This window comes from Sorangium sp. So ce367 (assembly GCF_051520455.1).
Lineage (GTDB): Bacteria > Myxococcota_A > Polyangia > Polyangiales > Polyangiaceae > Sorangium > Sorangium cellulosum_B.
This window is the reverse complement of record NZ_CP150334.1, coordinates 9,988,618-10,005,870: the sequence shown is the minus strand read 5'-3', so window position 1 is coordinate 10,005,870 and position 17,253 is coordinate 9,988,618. Positions and strand designations below refer to the sequence as shown.

The following is a 17,253-nucleotide window of genomic DNA, read 5'->3' as shown; positions in this document are numbered from 1 at the left end:
AGCTCGCTTCGATCTCCTCGCCGGCCACGCGAACGGCGGACGGCCAGGGGAAGGGCTACACCGGATCCACCCAAGTCCACTTGGGCGAGAAGAGACACATGTATATGGTCGCCGTGCCCATCGACACCGTGTCCATCGCCACGTCCGGAACCACCTCGTTCCCGAGCTCCGGCGGGATCGGTCGGTAGCCGGGGTACGTGGCCTCGATCTCTTCTGCGACCGCCGCCGGTATCTCGTCGGGCTCGCCCCTATCGTGGATCCCGTAATAGGGCCCGAGAAGGCTCACGTGGAAGCTGAGCGAAGCCCTGCTGCTGAGCGAGGGAACGGGCTCCACGTCCTTGGGGCGATAGACGCGGGCCGAGTAGGCTGAGTCGACCCACCCTGCCAAGATGTGGAGCGACTCGTTTTGAAGGCTGTATCGATCCTCGAGCCTGTCGATCATGGCCTTCCACCTCGGGTACTCTGCTCGCCCACGGTTTGCGGCTTCCACCAGGCGGCGGTGCTCCTCCGTATCGTCGTAGAAGGGCTCGTTGGGAGGCACGTAGATTCGCATGAGGGGGAGCACTCCTCGCGGATAAAAGCGGTAGACAACATCGAGCAACTCAGCGCCAGTTATCATCGTCATCTCTTCACCGAGGCGCCGAGAAGCGGGTACTGGGACTTAAACGCAGCGTCCGCCGCGTCGACGAACTTATGACAGAAGATCCCCTGCGGGAGATGGTAGTCCATGCGGTTTGCGACATCCTCCGTAATCTCCTCGCTGAGGCTAGCTGCACGGCTCGGCGGCGCATCCCCGAAGTCGCCGGAGGTGACGGAGGTGATGACGGGAACAGACGGCCCGACTGGTCCACCTGCACCTGCACCGCTTGTCAAGCGACAGTAACTTTTGACCCCCTTGCGACAGTAAAACTGACCCCCCTCCCGCGCCCATGGATCACCTGATCGGCGCGGTGTTCCCGCCGAGCAGACCCGCCTTCTTTTTCTGTTTCAGCCTGTAGCTGTCTCCCGAGATCATCAGGGTGTGGCTGTGGTGGAGCAGACGGTCGAGGATGGCGGCGGCGAGGACTTCGTCCCCGAAGACCGTGCCCCACTGCGTCACCACCTGGTTTGTCGTGATCAGGGTGCTGCTCTTCTCGTACCTCCTGGCAACGAGCTGGAAGAAGAGATGGGCGCTCTGCCTCTCGAAGGGCAAGTAGCCCAGTTCATCGACCACCAGAAGCTTCGGCTTCGTGTAGAACAAGAGCTTCTCCGCGAGCTGCCCCTCGGTTTCCGCCTTCGACAGCGTCGCCAGGAGCGCGGTCGCACTCGTGAAGAGCACCGAGTGCCCCGCCTCGACGGCGGCCCGCCCCAGCGCGATGGCCAGATGCGTCTTGCCCACCCCGGGAGGACCGAACACCAGCACGTTCTCGGCCTCAGCGATGAAGCGCCCGGTGGCGAGTTCGCGGACGAGCTTCTGGTCGATCGAGGGCTGGAACTTGAAGTCGAAGTCCTCGAGGGTCTTGATCGCCGGAAAGTGCGCGATCTGGATCCCCATCGCCACCCGCTTGCGCTGCTTGGACCCGATCTCCTCGCAGAGGAGCTTGTCGAGGAAATCGAGGTAGGTCGGCTCGGTTCTGGCCGCCTCGGAGAGCAGGGCATCGAGCCGCTCGGCGATGGAGCGCATCCTGAGCCGGCTCAGGCTCTCGACAACGCGCGCATGCACGATCTCGCGGCTCACGAGGCCACCTCCCCGATCACGGCCGCGTAGTCCGACAGGCTGCGCCCCATGGCCTCCAGGGCGCTCAGGGGCGCATCTAGCGGCGTCGGCGCGGCAGGCCTTCGCCACAGCCCGTCAAAGTGGCGGGGCTCGACGACACGAGCATGAGGCTCGAAGGAGCGCTCGTGCCGCGCCACCAACTCCGTTCCCCGATAGATGCGGACCTCGCGCTCACCGACAACGACGTCCACGGTGTCGCGCACAAGCCGGTGCGGGACGCTGTAGCGGATGGTGTCGACGTCGACGAGGGCGTCGTTGGCTACGCGTCGTCGGAGCCGCTGCTCTCGCACCGGCAGGGGCCGTGACGGCAACGGCCGGAGCGCGTGCCGCTCATCGCGCTCGAAGCGCACCATCGGCGCCTCGTGGGTCGTGCCGTGGATGCGCTGGTCGGCCTCGCCCATCCACCGGACCAGGTGGGCTTCGAGCGCGGCGAAGGACTCGAACTCGCGCCCCGCCAGCCCGTTGCGCTTGACGTACTTGACGCCCGACTCGGTCTTGCCCTTGGTGCGCGCCCGGTAGGGCCCGCAGGCGCGCGGGGTGACGTCCCAATCGCGACAGAACGCGAGGTAAGCCGGGTGGAACGTCACGGTGCCTGTTTCGCGCTCGCGGCCGAGCACCAGCGAGCGCGCATTGTCCCCGAGTACAGTGCGAGGCACGCCGCCGAAGTGGCGGAAGGCTTCTGCGATGCCTTCGCGCCAATCGTCCTGTCGCTCGCTCAGAAAAGCCTTGACGAACAGCCTTCGTGAGTGACTCAATACGGCGACCAGCAGGTGCACCCGCACGAATGTGCCGGCGATGCGGACCTGCTTCTGACCGAAGTCGATCTGCATCTGATAACCAGGGGCGGTCTCGAACCGTACGCTGGCCACGTCGGCAGCCCTTTGCCCGCGGCGAAGGTCGGCCACCACGCGCTGTACGGTCCTCGGGCTTACCGTGATGCCACGGCTGACAAGCTCGCCTGCGACGACCACGGCGTTGCCCTCCGCCAAGCCGGTGAAGAGCTGCTTGGCCTCGGCGCGGCCATCCTCGTCCAAGCAGCGACGAGCAGGGCGCACCTGCGCCTCGGCGGCGGCTCCACCGCGCAAATAACGGCGGACCGTGTTGCGAGCCACGCCGAGCTCCGCGGCGATCCGTTTGGACCCCCACCCTCGGGCCGTGAACTCGCGAATCTGCCGGATAACGTCCGGCTCGATCATCTCCTGCACCTCCGAACCGAGAGGTGCCACGTCCAAGTCCCTGATTTCCATGCCGTTTCCTCCGCTCTGGCGCGAGGGAGGGGGGTCAGTTTTACTGTCGCGCGGGGGTCATTATTACTGACGCTCTACACCGCTCTCCCACTCCTCGATGGAATAGCAGTCTCCTACCGTCAAGTTGCATGCCGCTAGCATGCAGATGAGGACGGCCATAATCGGCAGCAGAATTCCTCTTGCGTTCATTTTACACTCCATCGAAGCACGGGACCGGCGACAACAAGCACCGACACATAACCTGGAAGCACAAGACTTCTCCCGCCGACCCAATCCACGTTCGCGCTCACCGACACGCCGAGCGGTCCGGCAACGTACGCGTTGGTTTGCGCATGGGCGCCTGCCGCCATCCCGGCAACGCGCCCACACATTGTACGTCCGCAAGCCGGCATAAAGTAGACCGCGACCGATGGCCCCGTACTCAAGTCGCCATTCTCCCAACTATATCCGAGGGCAACGATGGTGCTGTTGTAGACACCAGCTCCACCTATCTGGATTGGGGGTATGACACTGAACAGATCGCGAAGGCTAAACAGGAGATCGCTCCTGATGCGCCACGATATTCCCGCATGCGGGCTCACCGCGAGGCGCGTCGTGGTGCCAGCCTGGAGCCACCCGAAGTTAATTCCGGCGCTCAGCTCGGATGCGTCTGCCTGCATCGGAACGACACTGAGGACGAGAGCGAGCACTGCCCCCGATGGGATATGCCGGCCTGTCGTCTTCATCGTCCTCTTCCCCTCTTCCGCAACTCGCGAGCAGTCTGCCGACGCGGGCCATTTTTCTGATCTCAGGATCGGCGTCTGTTGACCCTCAGGCTGGCTGATGGTCCGCCGCGCAGGCCCGTTGATGGCCATCGCGTACTCAAGGACCCCGAACGTGAACTCGCCGCCCTCAACGGGACGAGCGGCCCCTTGGCGGCGGGTGACTTGGTCGACACAAACGAAGCGCAGCCAGCGTCACGACTGACTTCCCTTCGGTCCGAGCGTGCGGACACGCGGGTACTTTGCTAACAGCGCCGCCACGGACGTGTAGCGCTTAGTCGCGGCCTTCTGTACCGCGTCATCGAACGACTGACCGTGCGTCAGCGCGGCCTCGACGTCGGAGTACAGATCTCGAGCCACCACCGTCTCGCCACGCCCCCACTCGGAATGCTCTATCCGGATCATGTCTTCCAGGTCACGGCGGCCGGTGTTCGCGGCGCGATCGGCTACTGTCGCCAGCGCGTCGAGGAACGGCTCCTCGTGGCCCGCGATGCCGCGGCTCGCGTGCACCATCTCGTGAACCAGCGTGCGGATGCGAACGGCGCCGTTCCGCGGTCGGGCTACCCAAATCGTGCGCGTTTCGTCATGGCAATATCCGTCGCACCAGGGACAGTCTGGGTGATGGCCCTCCCGTACCTCCCAGCTCTGGCCGTCGATCCACTCAGGGAAGAGCAGCTCTCTCAGCATGGCAAAGTCGCCCGCCAAGTCGTAGTTGTCGCAGATCTCGGCACCCGCTCCGAGTAGCTCGGCCAGCTTGATCACGGGCTTGGTGTTAGCCATGTTACAAATAGTCCAGTTCGAGCGCGACGAATTGGCTCGGCGGACCTCCTAGCACGAAACGCGCACGTTGCGGCATGCGCCAGGCGGGCCGTTGCGCACGGCTCCGCTCGGCGTGGCCCCATGCGCGCGCGACGCCGGGGATGATGGTCAACGAGAGGGAGAAGACGCGGCTGGGCCCTGTTGCCGCTTAAGCTAGCTGATGGGTTTCTGTACCGACTGAAGGAGGATGATGCGTTCGCGGGGTTCGATCCGCCAGGTCAGGCCCAGGAGGGCTCGCACTCGACCGGCCCGTGGGGGGCTGCGCCTCGGCAATGCGGTGTGGGTCTGCGAAGGCCACCTCCTGGCGCCGGTAGGCGTCACCTACCGGCGTGGGCTTACCGGTCTCTCCGGTGCTGGCGCTGCGCCGAGCAATCGGCCGATGGCCTCGTGAACGACGCGGGCCGCCTCCGCATCTCCGAGGGCGACGGCGCGGCTCAGGGTGCCGGCGAGCGAGGCGACCACGGCGGCGCGAGGCGAGGGATCGACCATCGCGAGCTCGCCGAGCCCCAGGCTCGCCGGTTGGGCCGGGGTTGGGTCCATGCCGTGCGAGGGAGTGCGATCCGTCGTCACGCCCCCCTCAAACTCCGGGGAAAGCACCGGTTCGCGACGGTTCGCCGTCGCGGAATCGTCCCGCGAGGACCTCTCCGGCGCCGAGGCAGCCAGTGCCAATAGCCGATGGATGACGATCGCAATATTCCGGCGCGATCCGGGCTCCAGGTGCGCTGGCAGCCGAGACATCGCGTGGTCGGCATGGTCGAGTGTGAGGCGCACGAGGGGAACGGGGCCTAGCACGTCGAGCACGTGGCCCAGCCTCTGCTCCTATTTATCGGCTGTCCGAATCGCCTTCACATGGTCCGGATACTGCTCGGCAAGCTTTCCAGAAAGAACCCGCTCAGCGAACTCGGCGAAGGTGGTTTCCCCGGAGGCACGGGCGCGCGCTTCGCCCCTGCACAGGTGGTTGATCGCGAGCTGGACGTCACGGAGCGCGCTGCCCTCGCGCGCGGCAGCCTGCTCCAGCAGCGGCAGGCCGAGCGCGCTGCTCGCCGCCCGCCATGCCCTCTACCAGCGGGCCCGCCGCAGGACGCCCTTGCGCTGGACCGGCCAGACTCGCAACTGGACACCGATCGGCGCCGTGACCCTCAACCCCCACGCTGGCCTGGGCGGTGTCATGCGTGTAGGCGCGACAAGACGATTCGCATCCTCACCTCGCACCACTCGCGGGGCATCCCGCGCTGACCACGCGCACATCATCCGATGACGATGACCGTCAAGTGTCAACGGATGGGAGCGTTGTCGACGTGGTCGATCCGCTCCCAGCGGCTGCCCTCGAGGCGCACGATGTCCTTCGAGCCGACGACCCAGAGCGCGCCGCCGACGCTGTCGACCGTGTGCGCGTCCTCGATCTCGGGCACGAGCCCGGTCGAGACTCGCCGGAGGCTGCCGCGCTCGTAGGTGAAGAGGCCGCGCGGATTGGCGCCGCTTGCCAGGTAGATCCGGCCGTCGTGCCTGGTGATCGACGTGAACATCTGGCGCCGGCCCGAGACCGCGACCGCGCGGAAGCCTTCGCGCCGGTTGCCGCGGAGGAGCGTGCCTTCGCGCCCGCAGATCCAGATGCGCTTCTCGTCCTCGACGAAGATGCTCACCAGCGCCGCGGCCGTGACGGGCGGGAGAGCGGTGAACGTGGCGCCGTCCCAGACGAGGATCGTGCCGCGCGTCCCGGTGACGTAGATCTCGTCCTCGCGTGGACCGTCGACGCAGTAGAAGACCTTGTGCTCGGCGGCCGGCGAGCTCGGCGCGCGCAGGAGCGCCCGGGCCCGCTCCTCGGGATCTTGCAAGAGCGAGCGATCGAGGTGCTCCCAGCGGCCGGCGCCGAAGTCTCCGCCGACACGGCGATAGACCTGCCCCCCGTCGCCGCAGGCGTAGAGGTGGTCGCCGACAGGGCGGAGGCGCGCGAGGCGCCCCCAGCGCTCGGCGTCGGGCGAGGTGATGCCGGCGCCGGGGATCTTCTCGCGCGGGAACGGTGGCCGCGCGAGTACGACGTCTCCCTCGGCGGAGAGCACGCAGAACGCGGTCGGCGCGCCGGGCGCGGGGGTGAAGCGGGCGATCGAGGTGACCGCGACCTGGAGGTCGTCGTAGAACCACTTCACCGGCCCCGGATCGCCGGCATCGTAACGGCAGAGCCGGGTGAACGGCGTGAAGGGCTCCTGGCCGTCTGGCACGCCGGCGACACAGAGGAAGTCCGCGGCAGCGGCCTTGGCGCGGGTGAAGGTGAGCGGCGTCGTCATGGTGATGTCTCCCTCGACCTCAGTAGCGACCGCCCGGGCGCATGCCGGTGCTGAGCGCCTCGTACTGCGGGCTCCCGGCCACGGTCGGCATGATGGTGGTGCGGCCGAGCTGCGCGCGGTCAACCCCGGCGAAGCCCGCCTGCACCGCGGCGCGGATCTGCGCCTCGCACTCCCGGCGGAGGTTGACGACCTGATTCTCCGAGAGGTCGATGATGCTGCCGATGGCGGTCGTCCCCGGCGGCGTGCCGTTCACGCCCAGCTGGGCGATGCTCGCGTCCACGCCGTGCGCCTCCCAGTGCTCCGAGCCGTCGTCGCCGGCGTTGCCCTGGAGGCAGATGGCGGGCCCGTCGCCGAATGACGGGAAGTTGGGGATGCGCTTCATTCCCGCCTCGCCCTCGGCCCTCGTGCCATAACGAAGGGTGTAGTCGGGCACGATGTGGTGCGCCTGGTAGCCGGGTTCGCACGTGCCGCGGATGGTCCTGTATGGGCCGACGTTGCAGGGCCGGTCTCGCTCGCGCGTCACGCGCACGTTGCCCGCTGCGGCGGCGAGCCGCGCATTTTCCTCCTGTCGCGCGCGCTGCGCCCGCAGGCGCTCGGCGTTCTGCCGGATCTTCTCGGCCGAGGGCCACGGCTGCGTCACGAGCTGCTCGAGCTGCTCGGGCGTCATCTGGCGGAAGTCGACGAGGTTGCCCGCCTTGAGCGAGAGCTGATTGTTGGTGCTATCTACCTGGTTCAAGTACCAGCCGCTCGATCCGTAGGCGGCACTCCACTGGTCGGCGCTCATCTGGCCATAAAGGTACTTATCGATGCTCCGGGCGAACATGCCTTCATTGCCGATGTAATACTGACCGGCCATCTCCCCGAGGCCTGTTGCCAGCGCACCGAGGCCGAGCACCCCGTTGAGCCTGGCGGCCGCCCCCATGGGACCCGCGGCGGGCGCGCTCCCCGGCGTCGTGGCCGTGCCCGTGCCCGTGTAGGCGCCCTTCGTGTCGAGAAAGGCGACCTGGACCGGGCGGTCGCTGGCGCTCATCACCCGCGTGTCCCGCACGAAGATGAGCTTCCCCTCGGTGTTGCGGTCGTTCATCCACCAGGCGTCGTCGTGGCGGATCGCGTTTCTGCCCTCGATGCGCACGGTGGGCGAGTAGGTCTTGGGCTCGCAGACGCTGCCCACCGTGCCCGATTTGACCCCGAGCCCGCTGCCCGGCTCGTCACCCTGGCACGTCGTCACCTTCGATCCCATGTTGTGCGACCGATCGCCGGTCTGCAGCACGGTGGTCGCGGTGTCCACGGCCGCCTGGTTCTGCCTTGCGTAGATCGAATAAGGGATGGGGACGAGCGCCGGGCCGACCGGCGTCTTGCAGACATCCGGGCAGGTCGAGACGATGATGCCTTCGCCTATGTCGCGGCTGCCCTCGCGCGGGATGCTCATGCGTCGCTCCCCGGGCTCACGAGCCCTCGCTCGTCACACCACGGCAGCGCCGCGGCCTCTTCGAGGCTCGCAGCAGCGAGATCGATACGATCGAAGCCCTGCGACATGGCCGCCCAGGCGCGCCAGGTGAGCTGGACAGACCAAGGCGGCTCGCCGCGGACATCGATGTGCATGCCATCGAGGTGGAGGCGCACCGGGACGCGGCGCCCCCGCTCCCACTTGAACCAGGCCCAGAGCGAGTGGCCGGGCAGCGTGAACGCGAGCGCGCCGCCCCCCGGCGTGAGGCCCTGGAGCTCGACGCGCTCGTCGCCGCGGAGATGGCCGGGCAAAACCAGGCCGGGGTGCGCGGTCTGGTAGAAGCGATAGTCGAAATCGGCGGGGAGCTGAGGGTGGCGAGTCGCCAGCCAGGCGTCGTCGTAGGTGCCGGCGAAGCGGCTGCGAAACTGCCACCAGGGCGGCACGGGCCCGAAGCCCTGCGGTTCTGGCCGCGCCGCCGGGTCGCCCACAGGCTCGGCCTCGCTGTCGATGGTGGGCGCGGGGTAGGCGCGATCGGCCGGCGTGTGGCGGCGATCGAGGACGCCCCGGCCGATGGGGTTGCGCGCGTCGACGTTGCCCTCGGGATCGCCGATGACGACGCCGCCGGCGGCCGATCGGTAGTCGATGGACGCGCGGGCCGCCGGCTCTCCCGTGGAAAGCCGAAACCCGCCGGCGTCCGGCTCGAACGCGCGCGGCGCATACGCCCTCAGGAAGCGCGTGTATTCCCCGACGCGCGCGCCCACCTGCCAGACGTGCGCGGCCACGCCCCCGGGGGCGTGGCCATCAGCGAGGAGGGTGACGTCGGCCGCGGGCTTGAAAGGGATGAGCAGGCCGACCCGGAGCATCGGTGTCGCATGCGGATCACCCTCGTACTCGTCGGCGAGGATCAAAAATTGATCGGGGGCGATCGACAGCCGGCCTTCGGGCGAGAGTAGAAGCGTGCCCCTTGCCGCGACGACGGCCATGGCTGCGCCGTCACGGTGCTTCTGCTCGAACCCTAGCGCGGCGAAGGGGGTCGCGTTGGCGGCCAACATGGCTAGCGGCGGTGGACGGCGACGCGGGTGCCGTCGATGAGGTGCGTCGCAGCAAAGGCGGTTCGATTCACGGCCAGCATGGCACTGCTCAGGTAGGATCGATGACGAACTCGATCTTGGTCCCTGCACGGACACCAAGAAGGACGACACCGGACGGGACGCCGCGGGCTGTGGCTCGGCATGAAGCTCCGGGCTCGAACCGCTTTCTGCGACCGCATTCAGGGCTAGTTGAGATCGATCGGATCGCCGAAGACCTGGACATGCTCGCTCCCATCGACCAGGATCCTAACGCCCTTGAGCGTGATGTTGCCGTCCTTGTCCATCACGAACTTCGATTTGCCGCACGTGATTTCGATCTTCTCCCCGACGTCGATGGTCTGATTCCGGCCAATCTGCACTACCTCGTCGACACCCACGGCGCGGGCGCGGATCATCCCCACCGCTTCGCGCAGGCTATTCAGCACGCTCTTCGTGGCGTTGTTGCCGACCGTGACGTCCTCGTTGTGGCCGATCCCCGTCGTCCGGTCGCGGCCGATCGTCGTCTCCTGATCGTTCTTGACCAGCTTGTGGAGGTCCTTCTCGGCTTGCATCCTGACGAGCTCGCTACCGGCCTTGTCCTCGAACATGATCTCGTTGTAGCCGTACGTGGACGGGCTCGAGTTGCTCTTCCAGCCGCTCTGCGTCTTGTTCATGGGCAGCGAGTAGGGCGTCTTCTGGAGGTTGGTGTACACGCGGCCGACGATGATGGGCCGGTCGGGATCGCCGCCGAGGAAGTCCACGATGACCTCCTGTCCGATGCGCGGCAGGTTGGTCCCGCCGAAGCCGGCGCCGCCCCAGGGCTGGCTGACGTGGATCCAGCACGACGAGTCGTTGTTCATCTTGCTCTCGCGGTCCCAGTGGAAGTGGGCGCGCACGCGGCCGAACTCGTCGACGTGGATCTCCTCGCCGGGCGGACCGACCACCGTGGCGCTCTCGACGCCCTGCGCGCGGGGCTTGCGCGTGCGCAGCGGCGGTCGGTAGGGCGCGTCGGCGCTCACGGCGACGCAGGAGTGCTCCCACTCGGCCGGTACCTCGCCGGAGAGCTGGGACTCGAGGACGAGCAGCTTCTTGTCGGGACCGAGCTCGCTCTTCGGGTGCTCGAGGAACGAGAGGACGGCGCCCGGTGCGGGATCGATGACGTTGGTCTTGAACACGATCTCCCGTGCCGAGGCGCGCTTCGCCTCCAGCCGACGCTGAGCGAGCGCCTCGCCCTCGGACTCGTCCGCGCGGTACTTGCCCTGATCGTCGGCTGTCGGCGAGCTCTCGCCCTTTTGACTTTCGAACAGGAACGCGCCAGGCACATAATGGAAGCGCTCCAGCTGATCTTCCACGGGGCCGGCGCCGGAGGCGGTGGCCAGGAGCTTGTAGTTCGCGGGCCTCCGGTGGTCGTGGTCGCGCACCGTGTACTTGCCGGGTCGCAGGCGGCGGCCGACGACGACGTTGGTGACGTGCTCGCGGTCGGCGTCGGTCGGGTGATCGCGGTAAGTGATGGGCACGCGGGCGACGTTCGCCTGGGGGCGGTCGTCGAGGACGAGCCGGCTCTCTCCGCCGTTGTCGAAGTAGAAGCTCACCCCGGCGTCCTCCAGCATGCGGCTGATGAAGGTGTAGTCGCTCTCGCCGTACTGGACGCGGTACTTGCGCTTCTTGTACTCGCCGGCAAGCCGCCGCGTGGGGGAGATGCCCCACTCGCCGAGGAGCTGCAGCACGATGTCGACCTCCGACTTGTGCTGGAACATGCGGTAGTTGCGGCGCTGGGTGGCGAGCCAGAGCCGCGGGACCAGGGTCAGCTCGTAGGTGGAGAGGTAGCGCTCCTCGACGGCCACCTGCTGGAGGTGACTGCACAGTCCGGACCAGACGCGGGTCTGATTCGCGTGCGCGGTGAAGGTCATGGGCTGGCCGATGACGGCTTCGAAGTCGATATCCGGGTTGTCCGATACGGCGACGATCTGGACCTCGAAGAGCGAGGACATCCGCTCGGTGACCTGGAAGCGACGCACATCGAGCATGTCGCCCGACGCGATCTGCGCCTCGACTCGGTAGACCCCCGAGCTCAGTTCGGTTCCCTTGTTTCGCATGCTCGGGTGCGTGTCGGCCATGGGCATTCCTAGCCCGGTCTACCCTGCGCTTGTAGAGCGGACAGCCGATGCTATCCGGCAGCCATCCCTGTCCGCAAGAGGGGCCCGCGCGCATTGTACGCTCAGGGCTCCGCCGGTGCGGCCGTTCAGACGGTCGAACGCCCACACATTGACGCCTCGTGTTGATAGTTGCAGTATCGCCGGCGGAGTGAAGGTCGTCTCCCTTTCGCAGCTCCCCGTTGGCCTGGTCGTGTGGCAACCCCATCCAGGCGCCTGGATGCAGACGTTCGTCTGTAAAAGCACGTTCAAGCTGTACCCCGGAGTGTGTGCCCTCGCGGCCGAGCAGGAGCCGCTCCACCTATCCGACCGCCACTGGCGCGACGACGCGTGCTGGAGTCTCTATGCGGCCTCCGACTTCGTCCCCCACCGCGCCCGGGCGGACGTCGTCCTCGTTGGCCACGCCTTCTCGCCCAACGGCACGGCAGTCCGATCCCTCACTGCCCGCGTGATCGTGAATGACATCGACAAGGCCATCGAGGTCTATGGAGCTCGCAGCTTCACGCAGCACGGCGTCCTCGATCAGAGCTCGCGCTTCACCAGGATGCCGCTGCTCTGGGAGTACGCGGGCGGCGGCCCCGGCACCTCCAACCCCGTCGGCATGCCCCCCCATGCTCGCGACATCCACGGGCGACGCAACCTCCCCAACCTCCAGCGTCCAGGCGTTGTCGTCATCGGGCCGGACGACGTCATCGAGCCCGTGGGATTTGGACCCGTTGCCTCCGGATGGCCCACCCGCCGGCAGAAGCTGGGGCGCTACGCGGCCACGTTCCCCGGCAACGACTGGCACCGCCAGCCCCTGCCTCCGGACCTCGACGTCAGCTACTTCAACGCCGCGCCGGTCGACCAGCAGACCACCGCGCTCCGCAATGACGAGCGGCTCATCCTCGAGCATCTCCACCCCGAGCACCCGCACCTCGTCACGAGCCTCCCGGGGCTCCACCCCCGTGCCTACGTCGACCGCCCCGGCGAGCCCTTGCAGGGCGTCGCCATGTGGCCCGATCTGCTCTGGATCAACACCGACCGCTGCATCTGCACGGTGACCTGGCGCGGCCAGGTCCCCCTCCGAGAGCCGCAAGAGGCCGGGCAGATCCTGGTCGCGCTGGAGGGGCCTTATCAGACCCTCGTAAGTAACGACAGCGAGGGTGTGGCCAGCAGTTCTGGAGTGGGGCTCGCGAGCGGCCGGGCCGGCGGCGGCGCGATGAGCGAGATCGGGCTCCAAGCGCCCTACGACCAGGCGCACGATGGCGATAGCGCCGTGCACAACGAGGATGACCCTGAGGTCTGCACCCTGCCGTTGGACGTGAATCAGGATCTCGCCGTCTCCTGGCCGGCCCTACCGTTCGCCACAGTGCCCGCGGGCCAACCTGCTCCCCCGTCGAGCCCGGCGCAGCGCCTCGCAGTCCCCCCCTTCGTGCAGTCCGCGCCGCCGGCGGCCGCGGTACCCCTGTCGAGTCGGGCACAGCACCTCGAGGCCGCGGCCGCTGCGTTCGTTCAGGCCGCGCCACGAGCAGCCGCGGTACCCACTCCGGCAGCCGCGGCGCAGCCGCCCGCCGATGCGCCCACTGCCACCAGCGCGGCTTCACTGGTCGCCGCGAAACCCGCGTTGCCATTCGTGCAGGGCGAGCGAGCTGAGCCTGCGCTACGTCACCAAGCAGAGTCTTCGCCGCGAGGGGCGGAGCCAGCAGAGGCTCCTGACAAGGTGCTGCGTCCGCCGCTTGTCGCGATCCCTCCAGCGCTGTCGCCTGCGCTGCACGCGCCGCCTGCGCCTGAGCGCGATGCGAGGTCTCCGCCCCTGACGGCAAAGGAGCCCGCCCCTCCTGCCATGCTTGGCCCACTGGCGAGGCCAGACATGGGGGCGATGGAGCCGTCGGCAGAGGAGGCGCCCGAGCCTGACACCCAGGCGAAAAAGCCTGGTCCGCTCCCCGCGCCGGAGGAGCCCGCACCGCCTCTCGCGGCCTACCCCATCGAGCGTTGCGCAGTCATTGCGGCCAAGCTCGCGCAGCGGCCGGCGGACTGCGACACCATCCTCAAAGCGGAGAAGCTCACGCCGAAGAATTGGCAGTCGCTGCACGAACAGTGGCTTGACGAGATCCAGGACGAGATCGCGCGCCGGAAGAAGAAGCTCCTGTCAGCGTACGACGCGGCCTACGTGGCGGCACTCGAGAAGGAGCGCGGGCCGATCACGGCGGGCGAGTACGCACAGCTTGTGATCTCGGCCGAGCAGGGGCAGGGCCAGGCGGCACTGGCCGAGCTGGGCCTGCCGGATGAGTCGATGATGCGGATCCGGCGGGTGTGGCTGGAGAGGATCGTGAAAGACAAGAAGGCGGCGGCAGCGGTGCGGGCTGCAATGCGGAAGGCGGACGAAGCTTGAAGGCGAGCGCGCTGAGCGGCGGGAGCTTCTAAGGTAGGCACAACCGCATGGGCGTGGGCCCTCCGGCTCGACCGGAGCCCATCGTACCCATCAAGAGCACGTTATGCCTCTCCGCGGCGGTGATGTTGGGGGGCCTTCGCCACGTCGCAGGGCTTCTCGGACCTCGCGAGGTCGTTGACCGAGCGCGGCGCGTCGTCGGCTCGTTGCGCTGCCAGGGGTCGGCGGTACCCAGGCCCCGGCAGAGCCAGGACGAAGCGGACCGTGCCGACGTGGCTCGGCCTCAGCGGCTCTCCGCGTCTGTCCTACCTCGGTGCCTCGTCTATGCAGCCTGCTACTGTCGGCGCGACCTTGCTCGGCCCTTCGGTGCCGTCCTCGTGATCGCACCGGACGTCGGCGTGGCCGCCTGGGCGGCGGAGAACATCGACCTCGGCCTGGGCCTCGGCCACGTCGAGCCGCTGGTGCTCGGTCCGGCGGTCGTCCCCGAGATCACCGACCCGGCCGAGGCGGAGAAGGACGCCGAGCTGGCCGTGCTCTCGGCGGTGGCGCACGGCAATGGGCCGAACGGGCTCACCGTGCTGCTGCGGCTGCTTGCGCGTGCAGGGATCGCGCTGACCGCCAACGAGAGCGCGCGTATCCACGCATGCGCGGACATCGCGATCCTCGATCGCTGGATCGATAACGTCCTCGGGGCGAAGACTGCGACCGACGTGCTCTCCTGACTGGCGCGCTGATGGCGAAGACAGGCGAGGAGATCCTCTCGCTCCAGCGCGTCACCGTGGAGGCGGGCACTTGCTATTGGCTCGCCGTGGACCCGAGGAAGGCGAGCCCGTTCGACCGCGGGTAGCTCGTCCTCGGCGAGATCACAGCGACGCTCGACTGGCTGTTCGACGATGGCGTCGAGGACGAGAGCGACGCGAGGCTCGCCAAGCTCGGACAGGCCCACGGGGTGACCCGCCGTTCGCCACCCGCCTTCCCCCGCCGCGCCCACCCTTCCCGCTCCGACCTGCTGCGATGCCCCCACGACACTACATGAGCTGAGGCTCCTTGCCTGTTCCCGCGGCGTGAGGCGTCGATCGATGGTGGAGCGGGTCCATGGGCCATCGGTCTCGCTGGCGTGATGTCGTGACACGGGCATCGATCCCGGCGTGATGCCGTCTCGGGCGGAGACGGCCTGATCCTGCGATCCGTGCTCGGAGATTCCGGCTCGACGGCGCGGGGACCGAGGTTATGGTGCGACCCCGCAGCGCAATCGGGCCGACCCGCGGAGGGGAAGATGAACCAGGAAGAGCAGCAGGACGCAGCCACCTATCGCGTCGTCGTCGATCACGAGAAGCAGTACACCGTCTTCCCTGTCGAGCGCGCAATCCCGAGCGGGTCGCGGGAGGCCGGCAAGCAGGGCTCCATCATGGAGTGCCTCGCTTACATCGAGCAGGCATGGGAGCGCCTGCGCGCCCCGGAGGAGGGATGCGCCCCGGCGGAGGTCGCCCGAGCGCGCGCGGAGTGGCTCTCCTGACGCCGCGATGAGGCGAGGATGGCGGCGATCGCGGGGGCGACGTGGCCATGAAAGCGGAGTCCGCGCCGTCCGCCCGGTAGCCTGGTCAGGCTGGACCGGGCAGGCTGGATCAGGAGCACGCTGGCTGGACGGAGGTCCGTGTGCCATGGGGGCCTGCCGAAGCGTGCCAACCTGGGCCAGAGGGGAGCTCCCACGCTCGACGTAGCTGCATGAAACAAGGCAAGGATCGCCGCGGAACGGCAATTGCTGAGGGCAGACCAGGAGGAGCGGATGCGTCACCTCTCTCTCGTCGGTGTTGCCCTCGTCGTGCCCCTGTTCATCGGCTGTTCTCCGCACGTGGACCTCGACGCTGAGAGCGCTTCAGCGGGTGGGTCCGGAGGCGCGCCGAGCGGGGAAGGCGGCGCGCTGGCCGGGGAAGGCGGCGCGCCGGCTGGGGAAGGCGGCGCGCCGGCCGGGGAGACGACGGTTTCGCCCGGGTGCCCGAGCGAGGTGCTTGTCGAGTCGACAGCGTGTCCTGAGATCGGGAAGATCTGCACGTACACGACGGGCGATTGCGTCCTCGTGTTCGAATGCAAACTCAATGAAGGTGATCCCGACGATACTCAGAGCAGCTGCGCAGCGCGGCCGGCAGCCTGGCTCAAGACAGAGCAATCGGCGTGCGGCGGATGCTCCGGGGCCAGCGCGAGCTGCGTTCCGTGCGAGGGCGCCAGCCCAGGCGAACCGTGCGATGCTGTCGGCTATGCTTGCGAGAACGACTCCGGGGGCGGCAACTGTGGTGGGGCGATGCGCTGCAAGCACGACAAGACATGGGTTGTATCAACGCTCTACCCCTGGTGCTGCATCTAGGTAACGAGCGCCGCGGTCCCGCCCTGCACAGGTGGACCCGAGTCACGGCGCGATGAGCGCCGTCTGCGTCTCGAGCGGATCGATCCCGCGCAGCACGGCGGCGCCGTGCGGTCCAGCGAGGCGACAGGCTTCCTCGACGGGGAGGCCGTGGGCGAGATAGAAGGTGAGCGCCCCGGCGAAGCTGTCGCCGGCGCCGTACTCGCCGAGGACGCGGTCCGGCGCGGGCGGCGCGTCGACCAGCGCGGCGCTCCCCGGGCGGAGGACGCGGACGGGCCGCGGCCCGTCGGTGAGCACCAGCGCGCCGGGGCAGGGGTCGTACGCGTCGAGCGGGGCGTTCTCGCGCGGATCGGAGGCGCTGCCGATGACCACGTCGGGGGCGATCGCCGCCGCCCGGAGCGCCGCGCCCCTGCGGGCGGTCACCACGAGGCGACGCGCGGCGCGCGCGAGGCGCAGGCTCTCGGGGTCGGCGCCGGTGAAGTACACGGCGTCGCAGCCGGCGAGGATCGACCACGGGAGCGGGTCGGTCGCGGCGGGCTGGAGCGGGGCCCCGGTGACGAGGATGGTGCGACGGCCCTCGGCGTCCACGACGACGACCACGCGCGGGTGGTCCACGGCGCGCACCGCCGCGTGGACGTGCACGCGCCCCGGCGCGACGCGGATGCGCTCCTCGACGGCGCGCGCCGCCGCGTCGTGCCCGAGCGCGGTGAAGAGGTGGATCTCGGCGTCGCTCCGGCAGAGCTGCGCGAAGGCGAGGCCGCCACCCCCGCCGGGCAGGAAGCGCGCGTCGAGCAGGTGAACGATGTCGCCCGGCTGAGGGACGCCCTCGGTGCGGCCGAGCGTCACGTGCTCGACGTGACCCACGACGGCGATGCGCGGCGCTGCCATGCCGCTCGACATAGCACGGCGGCGCCGCGCCGCGCGGGCGCCTCCTGGCCGCCGCCCGGCCGGAGCACGCCCGCCTCCCCAGCCCCCCGCGCTCCCC

13 protein-coding genes and 1 pseudogene are annotated in these 17,253 nt (G+C 68.5%); 4 read left to right on the top strand and 10 right to left on the bottom strand.

The window, feature by feature from the left end:
- Nucleotides 1-55: 55 nt before the first annotated feature.
- From WME97_RS37930 to WME97_RS37910, 5 genes are all read right to left on the bottom strand, one after another.
- Nucleotides 56-553 (bottom strand): hypothetical protein, encoded by a 498-nt coding sequence (locus tag WME97_RS37930; protein ID WP_437544979.1) that lies wholly within the window; start codon nt 551-553, stop codon nt 56-58.
- Between the two features lie 381 nt (nt 554-934).
- Complete coding sequence (gene istB / locus WME97_RS37925; RefSeq protein WP_437544978.1) at nt 935-1,717, bottom strand: IS21-like element helper ATPase IstB; 783 nt, start codon at nt 1,715-1,717, stop codon at nt 935-937.
- Nucleotides 1,714-2,952 carry an IS21 family transposase gene (gene istA / locus WME97_RS37920; protein WP_437555374.1) on the bottom strand — a complete coding sequence of 413 codons (1,239 nt, stop codon included), beginning with the start codon at nt 2,950-2,952 and terminating at the stop codon, nt 1,714-1,716. The genes istB and istA overlap by 4 nt, the downstream gene beginning before the upstream one ends.
- Before the next feature lie 1,007 nt (nt 2,953-3,959).
- Nucleotides 3,960-4,544, bottom strand: a complete 585-nt coding sequence (locus WME97_RS37915; protein WP_437544977.1) for a hypothetical protein — start codon at nt 4,542-4,544, stop codon at nt 3,960-3,962.
- Between the two features lie 360 nt (nt 4,545-4,904).
- Nucleotides 4,905-5,123 (bottom strand): hypothetical protein, encoded by a 219-nt coding sequence (locus WME97_RS37910; RefSeq protein WP_437544976.1) that lies wholly within the window; start codon nt 5,121-5,123, stop codon nt 4,905-4,907.
- A 499-nt stretch (nt 5,124-5,622) separates the two neighbouring features.
- Between WME97_RS37910 and WME97_RS37905 the strand changes: the two are divergent.
- Nucleotides 5,623-5,841, top strand: a pseudogene (locus WME97_RS37905) (hypothetical protein); the annotation flags it as partial.
- Nucleotides 5,842-5,857: 16 nt separating this feature from the next.
- Here WME97_RS37905 and WME97_RS37900 read toward each other — a convergent pair.
- From WME97_RS37900 to WME97_RS37885, 4 genes are all read right to left on the bottom strand, one after another.
- Nucleotides 5,858-6,868: a hypothetical protein gene (locus WME97_RS37900; RefSeq protein WP_437544975.1), complete on the bottom strand. Its 1,011-nt coding sequence runs from the start codon at nt 6,866-6,868 to the stop codon at nt 5,858-5,860.
- A gap of 19 nt (nt 6,869-6,887) precedes the next feature.
- A complete protein-coding gene (locus WME97_RS37895; RefSeq protein WP_437544974.1) occupies nt 6,888-8,297 on the bottom strand; it encodes a DUF4150 domain-containing protein in 1,410 nt (469 codons plus the stop codon).
- On the bottom strand, nt 8,294-9,367 hold the full coding sequence (locus WME97_RS37890) for a DUF2169 family type VI secretion system accessory protein (RefSeq protein ID WP_437544973.1): 1,074 nt from the start codon (nt 9,365-9,367) through the stop codon (nt 8,294-8,296). The genes WME97_RS37895 and WME97_RS37890 overlap by 4 nt, the downstream gene beginning before the upstream one ends.
- A gap of 224 nt (nt 9,368-9,591) precedes the next feature.
- Nucleotides 9,592-11,502 (bottom strand): type VI secretion system Vgr family protein, encoded by a 1,911-nt coding sequence (locus tag WME97_RS37885; RefSeq protein ID WP_437544972.1) that lies wholly within the window; start codon nt 11,500-11,502, stop codon nt 9,592-9,594.
- A gap of 256 nt (nt 11,503-11,758) precedes the next feature.
- Here WME97_RS37885 and WME97_RS37880 point away from each other — a divergent pair, with 256 nt between their 5' ends.
- The 3 genes from WME97_RS37880 to WME97_RS37870 all read left to right on the top strand — a co-directional run bounded on the left by WME97_RS37880 (nt 11,759) and on the right by WME97_RS37870 (nt 15,425).
- Nucleotides 11,759-13,912, top strand: coding sequence for a DUF2169 domain-containing protein (locus WME97_RS37880; protein ID WP_437544971.1), 2,154 nt, complete (start codon nt 11,759-11,761; stop codon nt 13,910-13,912).
- 374 nt (nt 13,913-14,286) lie between these two features.
- A complete protein-coding gene (locus tag WME97_RS37875; RefSeq protein ID WP_437544970.1) occupies nt 14,287-14,631 on the top strand; it encodes a hypothetical protein in 345 nt (114 codons plus the stop codon).
- A gap of 554 nt (nt 14,632-15,185) precedes the next feature.
- A complete protein-coding gene (locus WME97_RS37870; RefSeq protein WP_437544969.1) occupies nt 15,186-15,425 on the top strand; it encodes an MbtH family protein in 240 nt (79 codons plus the stop codon).
- A gap of 888 nt (nt 15,426-16,313) precedes the next feature.
- On the opposite strand, the gene WME97_RS37865 is transcribed toward WME97_RS37870, so the two are convergent.
- The gene (locus tag WME97_RS37865) at nt 16,314-17,156 is read right to left on the bottom strand and encodes a PfkB family carbohydrate kinase (protein WP_437544968.1); all 843 of its coding nucleotides are present in this window, start codon (nt 17,154-17,156) and stop codon (nt 16,314-16,316) included.
- Nucleotides 17,157-17,253 lie beyond the last annotated feature (97 nt).

Excerpts from the sequence above, each read along its gene's own strand:
- WME97_RS37930 (WP_437544979.1), bottom strand. The coding sequence starts at position 553 with ATGCGAATCTACGTGCCTCCCAACGAGCCCTTCTACGACGATACGGAG.
- istA (WP_437555374.1), bottom strand. The coding sequence starts at position 2,952 with ATGATCGAGCCGGACGTTATCCGGCAGATTCGCGAGTTCACGGCCCGA.
- WME97_RS37915 (WP_437544977.1), bottom strand. The coding sequence starts at position 4,544 with ATGGCTAACACCAAGCCCGTGATCAAGCTGGCCGAGCTACTCGGAGCG.
- WME97_RS37910 (WP_437544976.1), bottom strand. The coding sequence starts at position 5,123 with ATGGACCCAACCCCGGCCCAACCGGCGAGCCTGGGGCTCGGCGAGCTC.
- WME97_RS37900 (WP_437544975.1), bottom strand. The coding sequence starts at position 6,868 with ATGACGACGCCGCTCACCTTCACCCGCGCCAAGGCCGCTGCCGCGGAC.
- WME97_RS37895 (WP_437544974.1), bottom strand. The coding sequence starts at position 8,297 with ATGAGCATCCCGCGCGAGGGCAGCCGCGACATAGGCGAAGGCATCATC.
- WME97_RS37890 (WP_437544973.1), bottom strand. The coding sequence starts at position 9,367 with ATGTTGGCCGCCAACGCGACCCCCTTCGCCGCGCTAGGGTTCGAGCAG.
- WME97_RS37885 (WP_437544972.1), bottom strand. The coding sequence starts at position 11,502 with ATGGCCGACACGCACCCGAGCATGCGAAACAAGGGAACCGAACTGAGC.
- WME97_RS37880 (WP_437544971.1), top strand. The coding sequence starts at position 11,759 with ATGCAGACGTTCGTCTGTAAAAGCACGTTCAAGCTGTACCCCGGAGTG.
- WME97_RS37870 (WP_437544969.1), top strand. The coding sequence starts at position 15,186 with ATGAACCAGGAAGAGCAGCAGGACGCAGCCACCTATCGCGTCGTCGTC.
- WME97_RS37865 (WP_437544968.1), bottom strand. The coding sequence starts at position 17,156 with ATGGCAGCGCCGCGCATCGCCGTCGTGGGTCACGTCGAGCACGTGACG.